The sequence below is a fragment of the Serratia aquatilis genome (genome assembly GCF_044865145.1).
Classification (GTDB): domain Bacteria; phylum Pseudomonadota; class Gammaproteobacteria; order Enterobacterales; family Enterobacteriaceae; genus Chania; species Chania aquatilis.
On record NZ_CP173186.1, the window covers coordinates 45,269 to 62,118 of the forward strand.

Sequence of the window (16,850 nt, forward strand, 5' to 3'; positions counted from 1 at the left end):
TTATGGCAATGCAATCTCAAGACATCATTCGCAAATCCGCAACCAATGGTCTCACACCGGCTCCGCGTGCCCGTGACCACAAGGAAGAAGTGGCCAAGCTGATCGATGTCACCACCTGTATCGGCTGTAAAGCCTGCCAGGTGGCCTGTTCTGAATGGAACGATATTCGCGATGAAGTGGGTCACAACGTCGGGGTTTACGATAACCCCGCCGACCTGACGGCTAAATCGTGGACCGTGATGCGTTTCTCTGAGGTTGAGGAACACGGCAAACTGGAGTGGCTGATCCGCAAGGATGGCTGTATGCACTGTGCCGATCCGGGCTGCCTGAAGGCTTGCCCGTCGGAAGGGGCGATCATCCAGTACGCTAACGGCATCGTGGATTTCCAGTCGGAGCACTGTATCGGCTGCGGTTACTGCATCGCGGGTTGCCCGTTCAACGTGCCGCGTATGAACAAGGAAGACAACCGGGTGTACAAGTGCACCCTGTGCGTTGACCGTGTTGACGTGGGCCAGGAACCGGCCTGTGTGAAAACCTGTCCAACCGGGGCAATCCACTTCGGCACCAAAGAGGCGATGAAAGATATCGCTGCGGAACGTGTTGGGGAGTTGAAAACCCGTGGTTACCAGAATGCCGGTCTTTACGATCCGGCGGGCGTAGGTGGCACCCATGTGATGTATGTATTGCATCACGCCGACAAGCCGCAGCTTTATCACGGTTTGCCGGACAACCCGACCATCAGCCCGGCGGTGACCTTCTGGAAAGGCATATGGAAACCGCTGGCTGCCATCGGATTTGCAGCCACCTTTGCGGCGAGTGTCTTCCATTACGTTGGCGTTGGTCCTAACCGCGTCAGCGAAGAGGAGGAGAAAGACGAGCCACATGATGAGGAGACGCGCAAATGAGAAAGGAAAAGCCAATTCAGCGCTATAGTGCGCCGGAGCGGATTAACCACTGGATTGTGGCGTTCTGCTTTATTCTTGCGGCCGTCAGTGGGTTGGGTTTTTTCTTCCCTTCCTTCAACTGGTTGATGAACATTTTCGGAACGCCGCAACTGGCGCGCATTCTGCATCCCTTCGTCGGGGTGATTATGTTCGCTGCGTTTATGTTAATGTTCCTGCGTTACTGGAAGCATAACCTGATCAACCGGGAAGACATTACCTGGGCCAAAAATATCCACAAAATCGCCATGAACGAGGAAGTGGGGGATACCGGGCGCTATAATTTCGGTCAGAAGTGCGTATTCTGGGCAGCGATCATCAGTCTGGTGCTATTGCTGGCCAGTGGAGTCGTTATCTGGCAGCCGTACTTTGCCCCGTCGTTCCCTATTCCGCTGATCCGCATTGCGCTGTTGGTGCATTCGCTGGCGGCAGTGGTGTTGATTATCGTGATTATGGTGCATATTTATGCCGCCTTGTGGGTCAAAGGCACCATTACCGCGATGGTGGAAGGTTGGGTTCCGGCTGCCTGGGCCAAGAAGCATCATCCGCGCTGGTACCGTGAGGTCCGCGAGAAACAACGGGAAGATAAACCCTGATGAGTATCCGCATCGTTCCTAAAGAGCAGTTAGGGGCACAGCGTGAGAAGTCAACAACGGCGGAAACCATTCCGCCGTTACTTTTCGCGAATCTGAAAAGCCTTTATACCCGCCGTGCCGAGCGTCTGCGCCAACTGGCGACAGATCATCCGCTGGGCGACTATCTCAATTTTGCCGCCAGTATTGCGCAGGCACAGAACAACGCGTGCCACGATAATCCGTTGGTGCTGGATCTGGGTGAGGCTCTGACCCAGAGCGCTGCCAGCGGCAAGCCGCCGCTGGATGCCAGCGTCTATCCGCGCAGCGAGCACTGGCACAAGCTGCTGGCATCGCTGATTGCTGAACTGCGTCCACAGGCGCCAGAACATGTGCTACCGGTACTGGATAATCTGGAGAAATCCTCGGCTCATGAGCTGGAACTGATGGCCAGTGCCTTGCTTAACGGTGAGTTTGGCAAAGTGGGCAGTGATAAAGCACCATTCATTTGGGCCTCACTTTCGCTTTACTGGGCGCAGATGGCCAGCCAAATCCCCGGTAAGGCACGTGCGGAATACGGCGAACACCGCCAGTTTTGCCCGGTCTGCGGCAGTATGCCGGTTTCCAGCATGGTCCATATTGGTACCGTGAATGGCCTGCGCTATCTGCACTGTAACCTTTGCGAGAGCGAATGGCATGTGGTGCGGGTAAAGTGCAGCAACTGCGAGCAAACGCGCGATCTCAACTACTGGTCATTGGAAAGTGAGCAGGCCGCAGTAAAAGCGGAAAGTTGTGGCGACTGTGGCACTTACCTGAAGATCCTCTATCAGGAAAAAGACCCGCAGGTTGAGGCGGTTGCCGATGATTTGGCCTCGCTGATCCTCGATGCCAAGATGGAAGACGAGGGCTTTGCCCGCAGCAGTATCAACCCCTTCCTGTTCCCGGGTGAGTAAGGTCAACCACATCCTTGTTGTCTGTCTCTTGAACAGGAGGTTCTGAGCAAGAGACAGGCTCAGTGATAGGGATAAGAGTCGTATTTTACGCTGGCAAGTCTCAGCCTATCGGGCCAATTGGTATAAAACTCAGCGTTATTTGATAATGCCCACCGTAGTGAGATAACAGCGAGCCGCTATTGGTTGGGTCATTCGCATAGTATCGGAAACCTATTTGTAGGTTGGTGATCTTGCCGTTAGCGGCAGTATTATCCCTGCGCCCTGGAAGTGACAGCGTTCGATTGCCAATTTGGCTTGCACCACCGAGCGCCTGCTGAGAAATAATAAGCTGTGTCTCATGGCTACTGCTGCTGGTTAATGAGGCTTTTAGCCAGCTCCATGCCAGAGGATTACCGCCTAGCGGTTGGTTTGGGCTGACGAAAGAGATATCGGTCTGGATCGAGTAGAAGTAGCTTGGGATGAGTAAACCGTCTGGGATATTAATCGAAAAACTATCCTCCCCCTTCCCATGGATGTCCGGCACGATATAGGCGATAGCTTTTGGCCCTGTGCTATAGGCAATCTCTTTCCAGTTCAAATCACCAGGTGCGTCAGCCGTTCCCGGGTTTTGTTTATCCACATTTATAAATGCCCGGCCATCTGAATCCACCGCTAATACGACGCCCTGAAATATGCCCTGCGTGGGTTTCGCAAATGGGTTGATCAACCCCAATACAACCCCCTCTTTATTACTTGGTGTGGTCTTGGGGTTCGGTTTACTTGATGTGCCGTCGGGTGCTTCGTAACGCCACACTGAACTGGTGCCACTGCTCGGTTTATGCACCTGCAGACCACTTTGCGACATATTTAATTGTTGTACAGCTTTTCTATTAAACGTTCCTTCATCAATAACCCGGTTCCATGCCGCCCATGCTCCGTTAGTCGCTCGGGTTCTAACGAAAGGGCCAGGGTCCGAAGTAAACTGCGCGCCGAAGAAAACCTGCGTGACGAAAGTTCCCCCCAAAGCTTTTGTTAACGAGACGTACATCATGGTTTCTGAACCAAGCTCAACACCGAACGGGTAGTTCAAGCTATATGATGCTTGACCATTTGTACCGCCAGATAACCGATAAACGCCGCTGGTAATTAGCGTATTGAGGTTGGTTGTTGGTGCAACATCAACAATTGCACCTTCCCCGTCCTCTCCCGCCGGACCTGGGTTGCCCTGTGGCCCTGCGGGGCCGGGTTCGCCTTGCATACCTGAGGGGATAATATCCCTGACATTCTCCAGTGGGAGATTTCTGGACTCCCACTCCCCTTGGTTATTTTTTTGGCAAAGAACCAGCAGTTCATTGCCTGTTAGCGCATCTGCGCGCTCTAAATCAGATATCTTGATACCTTCAGACATTTTTTAATTTCTCCATTTGGTGCTATTGGCCGCGGCAACCAAAGTAGCTTGTTGCCATAGCGTTCCTGCTTAAGCTGTGCGCTGCCAGGCTTTTAATGTGATATAGGTTGGTGTGACATCTAAAGGCTGCTGTACCAGCTCTTCTGTGCTCCCCGGCCTTGCCGGAAGGCCAGCCATCGTCGTATCGTGGCCGAGCTGATTATCAGAGCCTGTTGAGTTTGAGCCCCACTTGAGGCCAGGGGCACCCCATCCGGCACGGTGGGTATGCGGCGGCGTATGCTCGGGCAATAACATAATGGCGGAAGTATCTCTGCCGCCCGTTTCCATTGCATTGCCTGCTGCTGACGCCAAGCGGATAAAGCGAGCGGCATTGGATGCGGATAAATCTATCCAGGTCGTACCAGGGAAATCTGTTGCCGGGCTGCGAGAGTGAGCGCGGAAAACCACATCACCCACTGAATGTGGGCAAATTTTTGTCACCAGCTGCGCAAGCTGCCCCAAGATCACCACATCGCTGTCCTGCGTGCCTGGGGCAACGTTTGCCAGAATGCGTTTTTTATCCGATGCACCAAACGAAACTTCATTTGCTCTGGTGGTGGTTGAACCATAACCAATCGCCGTGCTATTGGTAAACGATGCCAATGCTGACGAGCCTACTGCCGTTGCATATGTTGCTGAGGCACCTGCGCCACTCCCTACCGCTGTTGCGCTCTCTGCGCTGGCCGAACTTCTTTCGCCCAATACGACGTTGCGGTTACCGGTCGCGCTGGCGGTTAACCCGATTGCGACGGATGCATTACCTGAAGCGACGGGAGTACCCGCGCCAACATTCGATCCCGCAGTACTACCCGTGATTTTGATACCGGCAAGATCCAGACTTGCGCGGCCAAGAGCCTTATCTATGATATCTGACAGGTTATTGGCTTTGAGTAAAAACTCATTTTTGTCGATATTAGCGGTAATAAACGCTTTCAGCGCTACCTCTAAGTTAGCTCGCAGCGTGACCATATCGCCGTTATCAAGCACATCTTTATTACTTTTATCAGCAATAAACTGCGCAATAAGGCTAGCGATAATGGATGATTGCCGCCATACCGTATTCAGTTGTTTGGATTCCGCAATCCCTGCCGAAAAACCCTTCAAGCGTGAGGGTAGTGTCTCGTAATCTTTAGGTGTTAATACATTCGCACCTGCTACAGCCCCGAAAGGCAATATTTCATTCTTAGCCATCTTACTCCCCTAGTAATATTCCCCATGCTCCAGAATCGAAGCCGGCAGTAAATTCATTGTTTAAATCGAAGCCAAATAAAGGTACGTCAGCAATCACATACCTGACGCCGACTCCTTCGGGTTTCACATCCAGATAGCCAGATTTAATCACCGCTCTCAGTACCGGCGATATATCACTACCAAAGAAGTAAATGGTCATGGTCATATCAAAATTATCAATGACCAGTACCTTCACTTGGCCGTCGGTAAATATGCTTTGATAAATACCATCGAGGGTTTCCAGCGTCCCATCCCAGTGATTGGCCTGTATTTTTGCCCGCAGAACGGTGCGATAGGTCTCATCGTCCAAACGTATGGCGCTTTGCGTTGCCCCTCCTTCATTTACCTCAATACTTTGCAAGGAGTAACCTACAATCGGTGTGATAACCTCCCGATTGATGCCGATCCACAGCCCAAGCACGTCAAGTTGGCTACCTACAGCAGCATCGAGATCAAAATCCTTAAGTAGGCCATTAGTCGTACGTTGAAGGTTGATCAGGGGATGGGTTATCAGGCTGATGTGGTCATAAAACCGTGGTTTATTTTTGTGGTAGGAGGTAATGAGACGCTGATATTTAGTCTCATTCATATCGTCACCTTGATGCTAATATTCGCATTATTACTGGTGGCCGCCGCGTTAAAAGCGATATCTACGTTATTTCCTGATAATGCCCCCGGTGATGTACCGATCGTTAATCCAACCAGATCAAAGGTTGCGCGGTTTTCAGCACCGTTTAAATTAGCTGGTAGATAAAGCCGATGTATTCTGACCGGTTCGCCGATATCGATATTGTTAATATAATCGACAATCTCTTTCTTGATTTCCTCACCAATATCGGAGGTGTAGCCCATCAGCGGTTTTAATTCGACCTGAACATAAATCGCTACATCGGCTTTACGGAAGAAATTGACGTTCTGTGTCATGCCATTTTTATCTTTAACCGGGATCGACGTCGTTCCGTAAGTACCGGCACCCGGCGTTTTTTTCAGTGCGATAGTTTTGGCGATCGCTTCAGCATCCCCACCATCAACAACAATAGATATCGAATGGCCAGGAATCCCGTGTTGATTGGCGACGTTGCTGTCATTCTCGTAAGGACGGGCGCGTTTAACGCCAGGCAGCGATGTAATAGCTCCGACGATGCCATCCAGCACGGTACGCGAGGGGAGTGCGACCGACTGGGATTGCCTAACGCGCAAGTCTGCATCTGTTTCGACCGCCCGGCCAGGGGTTGCCGCAACTGGGTTAGTGACCGATTGCCAGCCGCGGGTAGGTGTGCCGATGACGTTCACTTCGCCGGGCAGCGCAATAATTGCGCCACCGATCTGGCAGGTGGCTGTGGTGATTACCTCACCGTTCAGCCCGATAACCACCGTGGGTGGCAGACTCCAACTATTACCCGAACTGTCGCGAACGATACCGTTAGCGATGATGGTTCCCACTTGACCAATAAGACGCACATCAACGGTAGAACGGGATGCCGCACTTTTCGCGATACCGTTAATCTTAACGTTAGATTCCAGCGCCCGCCCTTGTGCCGTTGCCGGGCTAAAACTGTTATATGCCGCAATCGCCGAGTTATTGGCATCATGTATAGCCAGAGCAAAAATACCCAGCATCTGCCCATCTTTGCTGTCTGCTTCTAAATAAGCATCCTCGCCGTAAATCTGGCGGAAATACCCCGTCAGCGTACTGAGGATGGTCTGATAATCGGGCGCACCGATCCCGCTGGCATTAATTGTGGCTGCCAGCCCAAGAGTATCGAGATTTAGCATTATGCCTCGCTGTTAACGGTGATTTGTCCGTAGAGAGTGTTGATAGTGGCGGTGAAAGCGATCCGGCGTGAGCCTGTATTGAATTGAATTTCAAGGGTTTCTATTTCGGTTACCCCCTGAGTCGTGAGGATGCGCTCGCGTATCGCCAGTTGATAGATAGGCGACTGGTGTTTGCCGAGTATCTCTTGCTTGTAGGGGGTTCCCTCGCGGTCATCTAGAAACCATTCCCCCTGCCACAGCTCAAAGCGGGTTTTCACCGCCTGTGCGATGGCTTCAGGAGAGTTTGTCAGGAAGTTGCTGTTGCCATTGCCGAAAATGTAATCGCCATCTGGATCTTCGCGTCGGTATCTCATTCGGGTCCCCCTGTATTGTTGCCTCCGGATTCGACACCACCGTGTATGTGGCCATCGACTATTACGCCCCCTACCAGTTGCAGGCGACCATCGGATAGAATTTTTAAACCGTTCAGATCGAACCCACCAGGAGCGGTGCCGGAGATAGCGCCGCTGGTAGGATTGATACTGATAACCGTTTTGCCATCATCACTGCGTAACTGAGCTGCCGTTGTGCTGATACCGCTGATTTTCTGCGTCTGGGATTGCGGACCAACGATAACAAGAGCGTCGGAGAGATCGTGCTGGCGTGTTGCTACAGCCTCTTGGACGCCACCGTTCTGCCACCAGAAATCGATACGGCGATCGCAGAACACCACCATGCAATCATCACCAGCAGCAACGGGGAAAGTGAGTGTTACACCGCCGCCACGGGGGAAAACCACCGGTAGATCGGGTAATAACGGCAGCATAATCGACTCATCGCCATCCTGCCCGTTGATCGCTAATTGCACGACACAGGTAACATCTTGAGGGTTAAACGACTGTATGATGCCGGGCAGACAGACGCGCAATTGGGCAGATAGCCCATCGGTTGCCGATCTGAGGGTTTCAGAAAGCTGACCGGTCATTGATGCGGTGGATATTGTCATAATAAATTTCCATTAAAAAACCCGGCGCAGTGGCCGGGTTAGCATGATTTTTAAGAGCCTAATGGGATAGGCTCAAGTGTCATTAGTTAAATAAACGGGTTTATCTACGTTTATCATTTAATTCTCACGCAGTCGTAAGTTCCAAACACTCTTGGCGCGTTCATGCTGGCGCGGAGTTGCTGAGTGTTCAGGAATGCCTTACCATCGCGTTTTACATATTCCATGCCAATCCATAGTCCTGGCTGACTTGTTGCTATCACCCAGTCTATCTTGATGTTGTCGTAATCTTCTTTTGCTTTCAGGAAGGTGATTTTCTGCGACTCTGGTTTTGCGCCATTGATACGAGCAAAGCCATCATCAGTGCCACTTGTTGAAAAAACAAAATCGCCGCATCTCATATAAGGCTTTCCCGCCGAGAAAACAGTGCTGGAAGTAAATAAAACGGACAAAGCGATTAATAAATAAAATACCTTTTTCATTACGCACCAGTTTTTAAAAGTGTAGAGTCACTTACGCTTATCATTTAATTCTCACACAATCGTAAGTTCCAAACACCTTTGGCGCGTTCATGCTGGCGCGGAGTTGCTGAGTGTTCAGGAATGCCTTACCATCGCGTTTTATATATTCCATTGCAATCCATAGCCCTGGCTGGCTGGTTGTCATGCGCCACACTACTTTGATGTTGTTGTAATCTTCCTTTTGTTTGAGGAAGGTAACTTTCTGAGATTCTGGTTTTGCATTATTCACACGAAACCAACCATCGTCAGGTCCCGGCGTGATCAAGAATGGTCCACACTGAGTATCAGCTAGAGACGAAGAGGAAATAAAAATCAAAGCAAGAGGTGCCAACACCTTGAGACTGTAATTTAAATTGTGTAATTGCCTGTTTTTGATATGTTCTTCCTGACAATGGAGACAGGCAAATTATGGACGAAAAGAAACTTAAGGCACTCGCTGCTGAGCTGGCCAAAGGCATTAAAACAGAAGCCGATCTCAATGCGTTTTCTCGTATGTTGACCAAGCTCACCGTCGAAACTGCCTTGAATGCCGAGCTGACTGACCACCTCGGTCATGAAAAAAATACCCCTAAAAAAGGCTCGAATACCCGTAACGGTTACTCGTCTAAAACGTTGCTCACTGATGATGGTGAGTTCGAACTGAATACACCCCGTGACCGTGAAGGCTCCTTTGAGCCCCAACTGATAAAGAAAAACCAGACGCGTATCACGCAGATGGACAGCCAGATTTTATCCTTATATGCCAAAGGGATGACGACGAGGGAAATCGTCGCCACGTTCAAGGAGATGTACGATGCCGACGTGTCGCCCACGCTGATATCCAAAGTCACCGATGCCGTTAAAGAGCAGGTTACCGAGTGGCAAAACCGGCCACTGGACTCACTGTATCCCATTGTTTACCTTGACTGTATCGTGGTGAAGGTGCGTCAAAATGGCAGCGTCATCAACAAGGCCGTGTTCCTTGCCTTGGGCATCAATACCGAGGGTCAGAAAGAACTTCTGGGCATGTGGCTGGCAGAAAATGAAGGGGCCAAGTTCTGGCTTAACGTGTTGACCGAGCTAAAAAATCGGGGGCTTCAGGACATCCTGATTGCCTGTGTAGACGGCCTGAAGGGCTTCCCAGAGGCGATAAACAGCGTCTATCCGCAAACCCACATCCAGTTGTGCATTATCCACATGGTGCGTAACAGCCTGAAGTACGTGTCGTGGAAAGACTACAAAGCGGTCACCAGCGGGTTGAAAACGGTGTATCAGGCCCCGACAGAGGAAGCGGCACTGATGGCGTTGGACAAGTTCGCGGGTGTGTGGGATGAAAAATACCCGCAAATCAGCAAGAGTTGGCGTACTCACTGGGAAAATCTCAACACGTTCTTCGGTTATCCCGCGGATATCCGCAAAGCGATCTACACGACCAACGCCATAGAATCGCTGAACAGCGTGATCCGTCAGGCGATAAAGAAACGTAAAGTGTTCCCGACAGATGACTCAGTGAGAAAAGTGATTTATCTGGCCATCCAGGCGGCGTCGAAAAAATGGAGTATGCCGATCCAGAACTGGCGGTTGGCGATGAGTCGTTTTATTATCGAGTTCGGTGACCGCTTAGACGGTCACCTTTAATAGGTTGGCAGTTACACAGAATTATGGACAGGCTCAACACCTTCAACATTTAAGCCGTCCTATTTTTTGCTGCATTATTCAGGAAGTCCACCACTCCACGCGCCTTACATATCATATCTATCCCCCGAGCATGCAACGGGACTGATTTTTCCCTTGGCGGCCCGAATCGTACTTTCAGGCAGGGCGATTCGGTATAAACGGGTTTATCTACGCTTAGTCTTTAATTCTCACGCAGTCGTAAGTTCCAAACACCCTTGGCGCGTTCATACTGGCGCGGAGTTGTTGAGTGTTCAGGAATGCCTTACCATCACGTTTTATATATTCCATTGCAATCCATAGTCCTGGCTGGTTGGTTGCCATGCGCCACACCATTTTGATGTTGTCGTAATCTTCTTTTGCTTTCAGGAAGGTTATCTTCTGCGACTCTGGTTTTGCACCATTGATCCTGACCCACCCATCATTAACTTTTACTGCATCCAAGGTATAAGGCCCACAAACTGTTTTTGCCAAGAGCTGTGTGGATAAAAGTGAGTAAAACAGAACAAGCGAAATTTTAAACATTTTTCCAAATCTCAATAAAATTTCAAATATATCAGTGATATACATATCCCCAACTGCACCATATTAGTGATGCATATGCGTTTTCTACGAGAAGCAATGTTATAAACGGTCCAAAGAGATGTTTTTGAATGGAAACATCTAAAACAGTCCTTGTCATAGGGTATCACTGCTAAACCATATGAACCCTTGCAGAATCACGTACCGGGTGAGAGAAATAGATAAGAAAAAATGAGTAAAATAAGTATTTTTTCACTATGCGCCTGATATTAGTTAGAGCTGGCCTGTAATTTTGTGTAACCACCAGCATATTAAAACTAGGCATTTAAACGCTCACCGAAAATCTGATAATAAAACGACTTATGGCTAATTATTAGGTTTTGATCGGAATATTCCAACTTTTGACGCCGTTGCATGGATCGCCAGATAAATCACTTTTCAACCTTTATACAATCGAAGGTTCCGATAATTCTCGGAGCATTCATGCTGGCTTGCAGTAGCTCTACATTGAGAAAGCGCTTGTTCCCATCACGTTTGATGTATTCCATCCCTAACCATTTTCCTGGCTGCTTAGTGGGTACAACCCATTGTCATAGTCTTCTTTTTTCCCCAGGAAAGTGAATTGTTGTGTCTCGGGCCTAACTCCATTGATATGCATAAATCCATCGTTACCTGGAGTAAGAATAAAATTGCCACAATATACATCGGCATACCCAAGCAAAGGGCATAGGGCACTGAAAAAGAAAAGCATTAAGTATTTTTTCATTGGCTGATTCACGTTCCTTTGTTCAACGTTTCGACCGTTTGCAGAACTGTCGACACGCGCGCCTCACACATCATATCTATACCCCGAGCTTGCAACGTAACTGATTTTTTTCCTTGGCGGCTCGAATCGCACTTCATGCAGGGCGATTCGGTATAAACGGGTTTATCTACGCTTAGTCTTTAATTCTCACGCAGTCGTAAGTTCCAAACACCCTTGGCGCGTTCATGCTGGCGCGGAGTTGCTGAGTGTTCAGGAATGCCTTACCATCGAGTTTTACATATTCCATGCCAATCCATAGTCCTGGCTGATTTGTTGCCATGCTCCATTCTATCTTGATATTTCTATAATCTTCCTTTTGCTTCAAGAAAGTGATTTTCTGGCTTTCTGGTTTTGCCCCATTGATACGCATCCAGCCGTCATCATTGGGTACAAGCGTAAAATCCCCACACTTTGTAACTGCCGCTGAAACAAAATGTTGAGGGAGTAGCCATAGGCATAGAAACACGGGGATTATCTTTTTCATCATCAATCCGGTGCGTATTTATCACGCGTGCTGTTATTTAGTGAATCTGCCGATCCACGCGCCTTACACATTATATCCAGATACCACGCTTGGCGCGTGTGAGTGTTTCTTTATAATCAGCATAAACGAGTTTTATTTAATCTTTACGCAGTCGTAAGTACCGATAACTCTCGGGGCGTCTATGCGGGTACGGAGTAGTTCAACGTTGAGCCACGCTTTGCCATCACGTTTGATAAACTCAAAGCCATACATATTGCCGTCCCGGGAAGGCATAAGGTCCATGTTATACTGAGTATTTGCTTCATCTCCTTGTTTGCCGAGATATCTAACTTTTTGTGATGTCACTTTTTCACCATTAACACGAACCCAGCCATCATCATTACCCGTCAATCGCCATCCTGCGCACTGGAAATTAGCGTTTGCGTTGTGTGCTACGGTTGACAAAGTTGTTAACAGTACGAATATAGATAGTCTCATAATGCTCAGGCTGTTCTCCCAAAAGATGATTGTGATTTTAAATCCCCAGCCACACGCGCCTCACACACCATATCAACACCCCGAGCTTGAGCCTGCAACGGAACTGATTTTTCCCTTGGCGGCCCGAATCGCACTTCGTGCAGGGCGATTCGGTATAAACGGGTTTATCTACGCTTAGTCTTTAATTCTCACACAATCGTAAGTTCCAAACACCTTTGGCGCGTTCATGCTGGCGCGGAGTTGCTGAGTGTTCAGGAATGCCTTACCATCACGTTTTATATATTCCATTGCAATCCATAGTCCTGGCTGGTTGGTTGCCATGCGCCACACCATTTTGATGTTGTCGTAATCTTCTTTTGCTTTCAGGAAGGTTATCTTCTGCGACTCTGGTTTTGCGCCATTGATACGAACAAAGCCATCATCAGTGCCACTCGTTGAAAAAACAAAATCGCCGCATCTCATATAAGGCTTTCCTGCCGAGAAAACAGCGCTGGAAGTAAATAAAGCGGACAAAGCGATTAATAAAGAAAATATCTTTTTCATTACGCACCAGTTTTTAAAAGTGTAGAGTCACTTACCTTGTCAGTGTTTTCACGTGCCTCACACATCATATCCATATACCAATCCTGACCGCGTGTATCTCCTGTAATAGTGATAGAACGTACTATATAGATACCATCGGTGGCAAGGCTGGCGGGAAGGTTTTCCGACTCCGACTTCGAGTCTGCGCTTGGGATCTCTGTGGTGATAATGCCGTTCGTCTCGGCGGGGATGATTTTATCCTTGGCGGCTCGAATCGCACTATCAGGCAGAGCGATGCGATAGATCGAGGCCTGGTCAAGCTGGATCAGCCCGTTAAGCCGGATATTCGGGTTAATCAGACAACGCACGTTTACTCCTGCATCCATGGTTTGCTGCGGCATACCTATCAGACCGGTTTCGCTATTGAGTACAATAGCCGGATGGACAGCCTGGTCCTTTGGCACCATATCCAGACAACCATCAACAAACTGCCAGGTTGCTTTGCACTGGCGGGCGATATTATCCAGATAGTCCCGCGTCATGCCGTAAAATACTCGGCCACGTGGCGAGCGTGACAGAGGAAAAACGGGCCTGAAGCCGGACGTAATGCTGAATGGTGCAAGGTTGTTTAGCAGAATATTGTACTCATCCTCCAGCGTGTAGCCTGCGGCCAGCGTTAGGCTGATGGTCGAGTTGATAAAGGCGTCATGTCCATCGATCGCCTGGATTAATACAAAGGTATCTGTCGGATTATCCCTGCCGGTAATGGCAAAACGAATGTCACCGCTGAATATCATCCCGAAGTTTTGTCCGTCCCGTTGCCCGCTCTGTGTTGGATCAACGGGACGAACTGTTCCCACCTGGCTGGCATCAACCTCCGGCGCGATACCGCTATAACCGGCGATAATGCGGATCTTTGAATACTCTTTGCCGATAATATTGTTGGTGGTATCCGTTGATAAGTTATATATCTTAATATAGGTTGCGATACGGGGCTGATTGATATCATGCCATTCAATCTTGAAATTAACCTTGAAATCTGACAGGTTAACGCCCACCCCATTGTGATTCAGCAACTGTAGCTCGAAGTGGCGTATCCAGTTTTGTCTCATTATTCCCCCTGCACGAAATATAAATGGCTACTAATGCCAAGATTCGTTTTTGTCGGGTATTCCTCTGCTGCGATATCGTTAACCACGAACAAGGAACCGTTAATGCCCAGATGAGCATACTGTTCTAAAAGATCAACCTCCGGAACCAACGGCATACCATTAATCAGTGTATCCCCGGTGCTATCTATCAGAGCTAATATCCACCCTGCATCGTCACACCAGTTAATGCGCATATTCAATAGCTGTCCGCCAAGCGATATGCTGAATTGCTGGTTAATTGGGCTTAGCGGTATTTCCTGTATATTCATCTGGTACCACCTTGTAAAGAGCGCCGCTGTTTGTTGATAGTGTCGCGAACCAAAGCTTTATTTGCCGGAACGGGAGATTTCATTCCGGTATTATATATAGGCGATGTGCTAACCCCTGCTGCCATATTATCCTTATGGACCACGCCTATTGCATACGTTTCCGATATAATAACCTCACGCATTGTCAATACACACATCAGCACGTTTTCGCTGTATCTATCCGTGGTGATATCGAGGGAGCGCAGTAGCATATTTTTATAATGTCGCTTTCCGGTTGTTACATCGAATGGCTGACGGTTATTCTGCAGATCGAGTAGTTGCTGATAGATATCACGTGGGGAGGTACCCATTGAAAGCCCGGTGTTCATATCAAACATTCTTGTGGTATCTGCCAGGTCCAGCAGCGAGCCCTCACCAGAAAAGCCCAGCTCCATGACTATTTCAGCGGGTTGCTTAAAGGCGTGATCGTTAATCGGAGCGCCTTTTTCCACGGGATGTTCTGTGATCACCAGCGTATCGGTGTGACGTTCTGAAATAACGACACTTGGCACGATAGTTCCAATACGCCGTTTCTGCTGGGAGAATAAAACCGATAGGATATCCATTATACTCTGGCCCTCTCTGATTGCTGCGTCAGTCTGGAATTTACGGCAACCTGCCGATCGGCGATGACAAAAGCCGTTTCCTGCGGGTTGTTGGAGCCGTTAACCGTGATATACGTTTTTTGGTTAATAGAAGAACCATTATTCCACCGCCCGGCACCAAACATCATTCCGTAATTGTAAAGAGGCATACTTTCCCCGGTCCGATGCAATATCTCTTGCATTGACTCTACTGAAGGTAAGGAGAGCCAAGAGGGCAATTCAATATTATTTATCTGGTCAAGAACTTTATCAGTAACAAACTTTCCAAATTTTGCGCTGGGCGAGAAACCCAAAAGTTTATCATCGAGCACAATATCTTTAAGCGACTTGAAGGCACCATCAAAATCACCTTTTACCAGTAACGTGAGCGAGTGTAGTAAGGCTGCAAGCAGCGCATTTGCACCCTTGATGCTGTCAATAATCTTGTCAGAAATAGATTTGAACGAAAATTTACTCAGGTCTATCCCTACCATCTCCGCAAGCTTCACAACCAGATCGCCTACCGCATCCCACAATTCACCGGCATTTTTCGTTACGGGAATGAAACTCTCACCTATCTCTTTCAAGCCATTCTTGACGTAGTTAATTTCGGGTTCCCATTTCCCCCAATTAATCAGGCTTTCGCTACCTTCTTTCCAGGCTTGAAAATCCTCCAGCAGCAACACTAGCCCAGCGGCGGATGATAGAATAAGACCCAGAGGTGTGGCCATGAATGCCGTGTTCAAGAGCCGCCAGGCTACTAGCAGTACACCCGCACTGGTAATTATGTTTTTGGTGCTATCATCCAGTTTCTCCCACCAATCTATCAGCGTGCTGATGCTTTCGATGGCGTATATTGCCAGGATCCTGGTAACGTGGGCCAGCGCAAGTATGCCCTTTGATAGCGCAGTAAGGATTTTCTCAATCTTTGGCCAGTTATCAATAATACCGCGTCTGAACTGCTCAACCTCTACGGCCAAACCACCGGCAAGTTCCCCACCGATTTTGTTTTGCGCCATGCCGAACTGCGCGGTGATATCGCGCATTGCGGTCATAAACTGGTTGGCTTGTTTCGCAGAATATTCGGCGTTATAGCCGATGGCTTTCGCCATCTCGCTATACTGGGTACTGAACTGGCCCAAACCGTTACGCATGGCCAGCGTGGTGTCTTCATTGATACCGAATATTTGCGCATGCTGATTGGCACTGTTCAATGGCATCTGATTCAGCCGGTTGCCTAGTTTGGTGAACAGGGTTTCCGGGCTGAGTGCACGCTGTCGCTCATCGCGCGTTTGCACCCCAAGGCGTTGCAGGTAACCCTCTGCATCGGGTGATTGGCGCAGAAAGCGTGTGAAGTTTGCCAGTGAATCCTGTACGGCGGGCGCGGATGCGCCAACCTGTGAGGCCGCGTAATTGATGGCCTCGATCCCTGCTACCTTGCCGCCGGTGCGCTGGGCGGAAAAATAGAGCTGATCCAGATTGCTGGCTATTTTAGTTGTAAACGTCGCCACTTCCAGCGCTGCGGTTTGTACCGCAGCGCCCATCTTTATGGCTCTATGTGCAATGTCTTGTACCGTTTGTGTAAAGCGGCTTGCCGCCGCCTGATCAACACCAAAATCAAGATTGATGAAAAAGTCATGCATATCATAAGAACCCATGACTGTTTCCAGCTTCACGACCTGGTGTGTGACATCTTTCAGCTTTTGTGTAACGCGGGTTGCTGTCGCTTCATCAAAGCCGATTAAAAAATCACGCATCGCATCAGGATTCATGATCGTTTCTCCATTTTTCAATCCGCACCGCGTTATCTGCTTTGAGATCGAGGTAGTCGTTCATCAGGGCGATGTCGCCCAGATCAACGGTACCGTCTTTGAGGGCGGTATAGGGGATAAGCCCGGCATCAACCGGGCGTAGGATCCAGTCTTCACCACCGGTCAAGACAT

21 protein-coding genes are annotated in these 16,850 nt (G+C 49.1%); 4 read left to right on the forward strand and 17 right to left on the reverse strand.

Annotation, left to right across the window (positions count from 1 at the left end):
* Positions 1-2: 2 nt before the first annotated feature.
* From fdxH to fdhE, 3 genes are read left to right on the forward strand one after another with little or no spacing between them, the layout of a single operon-like run.
* The gene (gene fdxH, locus SAQUA_RS00185) at positions 3-905 is read left to right on the forward strand and encodes a formate dehydrogenase subunit beta (protein ID WP_380679258.1); all 903 of its coding nucleotides are present in this window, start codon (positions 3-5) and stop codon (positions 903-905) included.
* A complete protein-coding gene (fdoI, locus tag SAQUA_RS00190; RefSeq protein ID WP_380679255.1) occupies positions 902-1,537 on the forward strand; it encodes a formate dehydrogenase cytochrome b556 subunit in 636 nt (211 codons plus the stop codon). The genes fdxH and fdoI overlap by 4 nt, the downstream gene beginning before the upstream one ends.
* A complete protein-coding gene (fdhE, locus tag SAQUA_RS00195; protein WP_380679252.1) occupies positions 1,537-2,466 on the forward strand; it encodes a formate dehydrogenase accessory protein FdhE in 930 nt (309 codons plus the stop codon). Before fdoI ends, fdhE begins: the two co-directional genes overlap by 1 nt.
* A 100-nt stretch (positions 2,467-2,566) precedes the next feature.
* On the opposite strand, the gene SAQUA_RS00200 is transcribed toward fdhE, so the two are convergent.
* The 8 genes from SAQUA_RS00200 to SAQUA_RS00235 all read right to left on the reverse strand — a co-directional run bounded on the left by SAQUA_RS00200 (position 2,567) and on the right by SAQUA_RS00235 (position 8,630).
* Positions 2,567-3,853: a hypothetical protein gene (locus SAQUA_RS00200; protein WP_380679249.1), complete on the reverse strand. Its 1,287-nt coding sequence runs from the start codon at positions 3,851-3,853 to the stop codon at positions 2,567-2,569.
* Positions 3,854-3,922: 69 nt separating this feature from the next.
* Positions 3,923-5,083 (reverse strand): hypothetical protein, encoded by a 1,161-nt coding sequence (locus SAQUA_RS00205; protein WP_380679246.1) that lies wholly within the window; start codon positions 5,081-5,083, stop codon positions 3,923-3,925.
* A 1-nt stretch (position 5,084) separates the two neighbouring features.
* A complete protein-coding gene (locus SAQUA_RS00210) occupies positions 5,085-5,711 on the reverse strand; it encodes a DUF2612 domain-containing protein (protein WP_380679243.1) in 627 nt (208 codons plus the stop codon).
* Positions 5,708-6,898 carry a baseplate J/gp47 family protein gene (locus SAQUA_RS00215; protein ID WP_380679240.1) on the reverse strand — a complete coding sequence of 397 codons (1,191 nt, stop codon included), beginning with the start codon at positions 6,896-6,898 and terminating at the stop codon, positions 5,708-5,710. The genes SAQUA_RS00210 and SAQUA_RS00215 overlap by 4 nt, the downstream gene beginning before the upstream one ends.
* A complete protein-coding gene (locus SAQUA_RS00220; RefSeq protein ID WP_380679238.1) occupies positions 6,898-7,251 on the reverse strand; it encodes a hypothetical protein in 354 nt (117 codons plus the stop codon). The genes SAQUA_RS00215 and SAQUA_RS00220 overlap by 1 nt, the downstream gene beginning before the upstream one ends.
* Entirely contained in the window at positions 7,248-7,883 is a 636-nt protein-coding gene (locus tag SAQUA_RS00225) for a Gp138 family membrane-puncturing spike protein (RefSeq protein ID WP_380679235.1), read from the reverse strand. The genes SAQUA_RS00220 and SAQUA_RS00225 overlap by 4 nt, the downstream gene beginning before the upstream one ends.
* Positions 7,884-7,996: 113 nt before the next feature.
* On the reverse strand, positions 7,997-8,362 hold the full coding sequence (locus SAQUA_RS00230; protein WP_380679232.1) for a hypothetical protein: 366 nt from the start codon (positions 8,360-8,362) through the stop codon (positions 7,997-7,999).
* A gap of 40 nt (positions 8,363-8,402) precedes the next feature.
* Positions 8,403-8,630 carry a hypothetical protein gene (locus SAQUA_RS00235; protein WP_404413115.1) on the reverse strand — a complete coding sequence of 76 codons (228 nt, stop codon included), beginning with the start codon at positions 8,628-8,630 and terminating at the stop codon, positions 8,403-8,405.
* Between the two features lie 179 nt (positions 8,631-8,809).
* Between SAQUA_RS00235 and SAQUA_RS00240 the strand changes: the two genes are divergently transcribed.
* Entirely contained in the window at positions 8,810-10,018 is a 1,209-nt protein-coding gene (locus SAQUA_RS00240) for an IS256 family transposase (RefSeq protein WP_404413008.1), read from the forward strand.
* A 213-nt stretch (positions 10,019-10,231) separates the two neighbouring features.
* On the opposite strand, the gene SAQUA_RS00245 is transcribed toward SAQUA_RS00240, so the two are convergent.
* The 9 genes from SAQUA_RS00245 to SAQUA_RS00285 all read right to left on the reverse strand — a co-directional run bounded on the left by SAQUA_RS00245 (position 10,232) and on the right by SAQUA_RS00285 (position 16,845).
* Positions 10,232-10,624 carry a hypothetical protein gene (locus SAQUA_RS00245; protein ID WP_380678616.1) on the reverse strand — a complete coding sequence of 131 codons (393 nt, stop codon included), beginning with the start codon at positions 10,622-10,624 and terminating at the stop codon, positions 10,232-10,234.
* Positions 10,625-11,514: 890 nt separating this feature from the next.
* Positions 11,515-11,868 (reverse strand): hypothetical protein, encoded by a 354-nt coding sequence (locus SAQUA_RS00250; RefSeq protein WP_380678614.1) that lies wholly within the window; start codon positions 11,866-11,868, stop codon positions 11,515-11,517.
* 129 nt (positions 11,869-11,997) lie between these two features.
* Positions 11,998-12,255 (reverse strand): hypothetical protein, encoded by a 258-nt coding sequence (locus SAQUA_RS00255; RefSeq protein WP_380678612.1) that lies wholly within the window; start codon positions 12,253-12,255, stop codon positions 11,998-12,000.
* A gap of 261 nt (positions 12,256-12,516) precedes the next feature.
* Complete coding sequence (locus SAQUA_RS00260; protein ID WP_380678610.1) at positions 12,517-12,885, reverse strand: hypothetical protein; 369 nt, start codon at positions 12,883-12,885, stop codon at positions 12,517-12,519.
* Complete coding sequence (locus tag SAQUA_RS00265; RefSeq protein ID WP_380678608.1) at positions 12,885-13,976, reverse strand: hypothetical protein; 1,092 nt, start codon at positions 13,974-13,976, stop codon at positions 12,885-12,887. The genes SAQUA_RS00260 and SAQUA_RS00265 overlap by 1 nt, the downstream gene beginning before the upstream one ends.
* Positions 13,976-14,284, reverse strand: coding sequence for a phage baseplate plug protein (locus tag SAQUA_RS00270; RefSeq protein ID WP_380678606.1), 309 nt, complete (start codon positions 14,282-14,284; stop codon positions 13,976-13,978). The genes SAQUA_RS00265 and SAQUA_RS00270 overlap by 1 nt, the downstream gene beginning before the upstream one ends.
* On the reverse strand, positions 14,281-14,889 hold the full coding sequence (locus tag SAQUA_RS00275; protein ID WP_380678604.1) for a phage baseplate protein: 609 nt from the start codon (positions 14,887-14,889) through the stop codon (positions 14,281-14,283). The genes SAQUA_RS00270 and SAQUA_RS00275 overlap by 4 nt, the downstream gene beginning before the upstream one ends.
* Complete coding sequence (locus SAQUA_RS00280; RefSeq protein WP_380678602.1) at positions 14,889-16,679, reverse strand: lytic transglycosylase domain-containing protein; 1,791 nt, start codon at positions 16,677-16,679, stop codon at positions 14,889-14,891. Before SAQUA_RS00280 ends, SAQUA_RS00275 begins: the two co-directional genes overlap by 1 nt.
* Positions 16,669-16,845 carry a DUF6889 family protein gene (locus SAQUA_RS00285; RefSeq protein WP_380678600.1) on the reverse strand — a complete coding sequence of 59 codons (177 nt, stop codon included), beginning with the start codon at positions 16,843-16,845 and terminating at the stop codon, positions 16,669-16,671. The genes SAQUA_RS00280 and SAQUA_RS00285 overlap by 11 nt, the downstream gene beginning before the upstream one ends.
* Between the last annotated feature and the right edge of the window lie 5 nt (positions 16,846-16,850).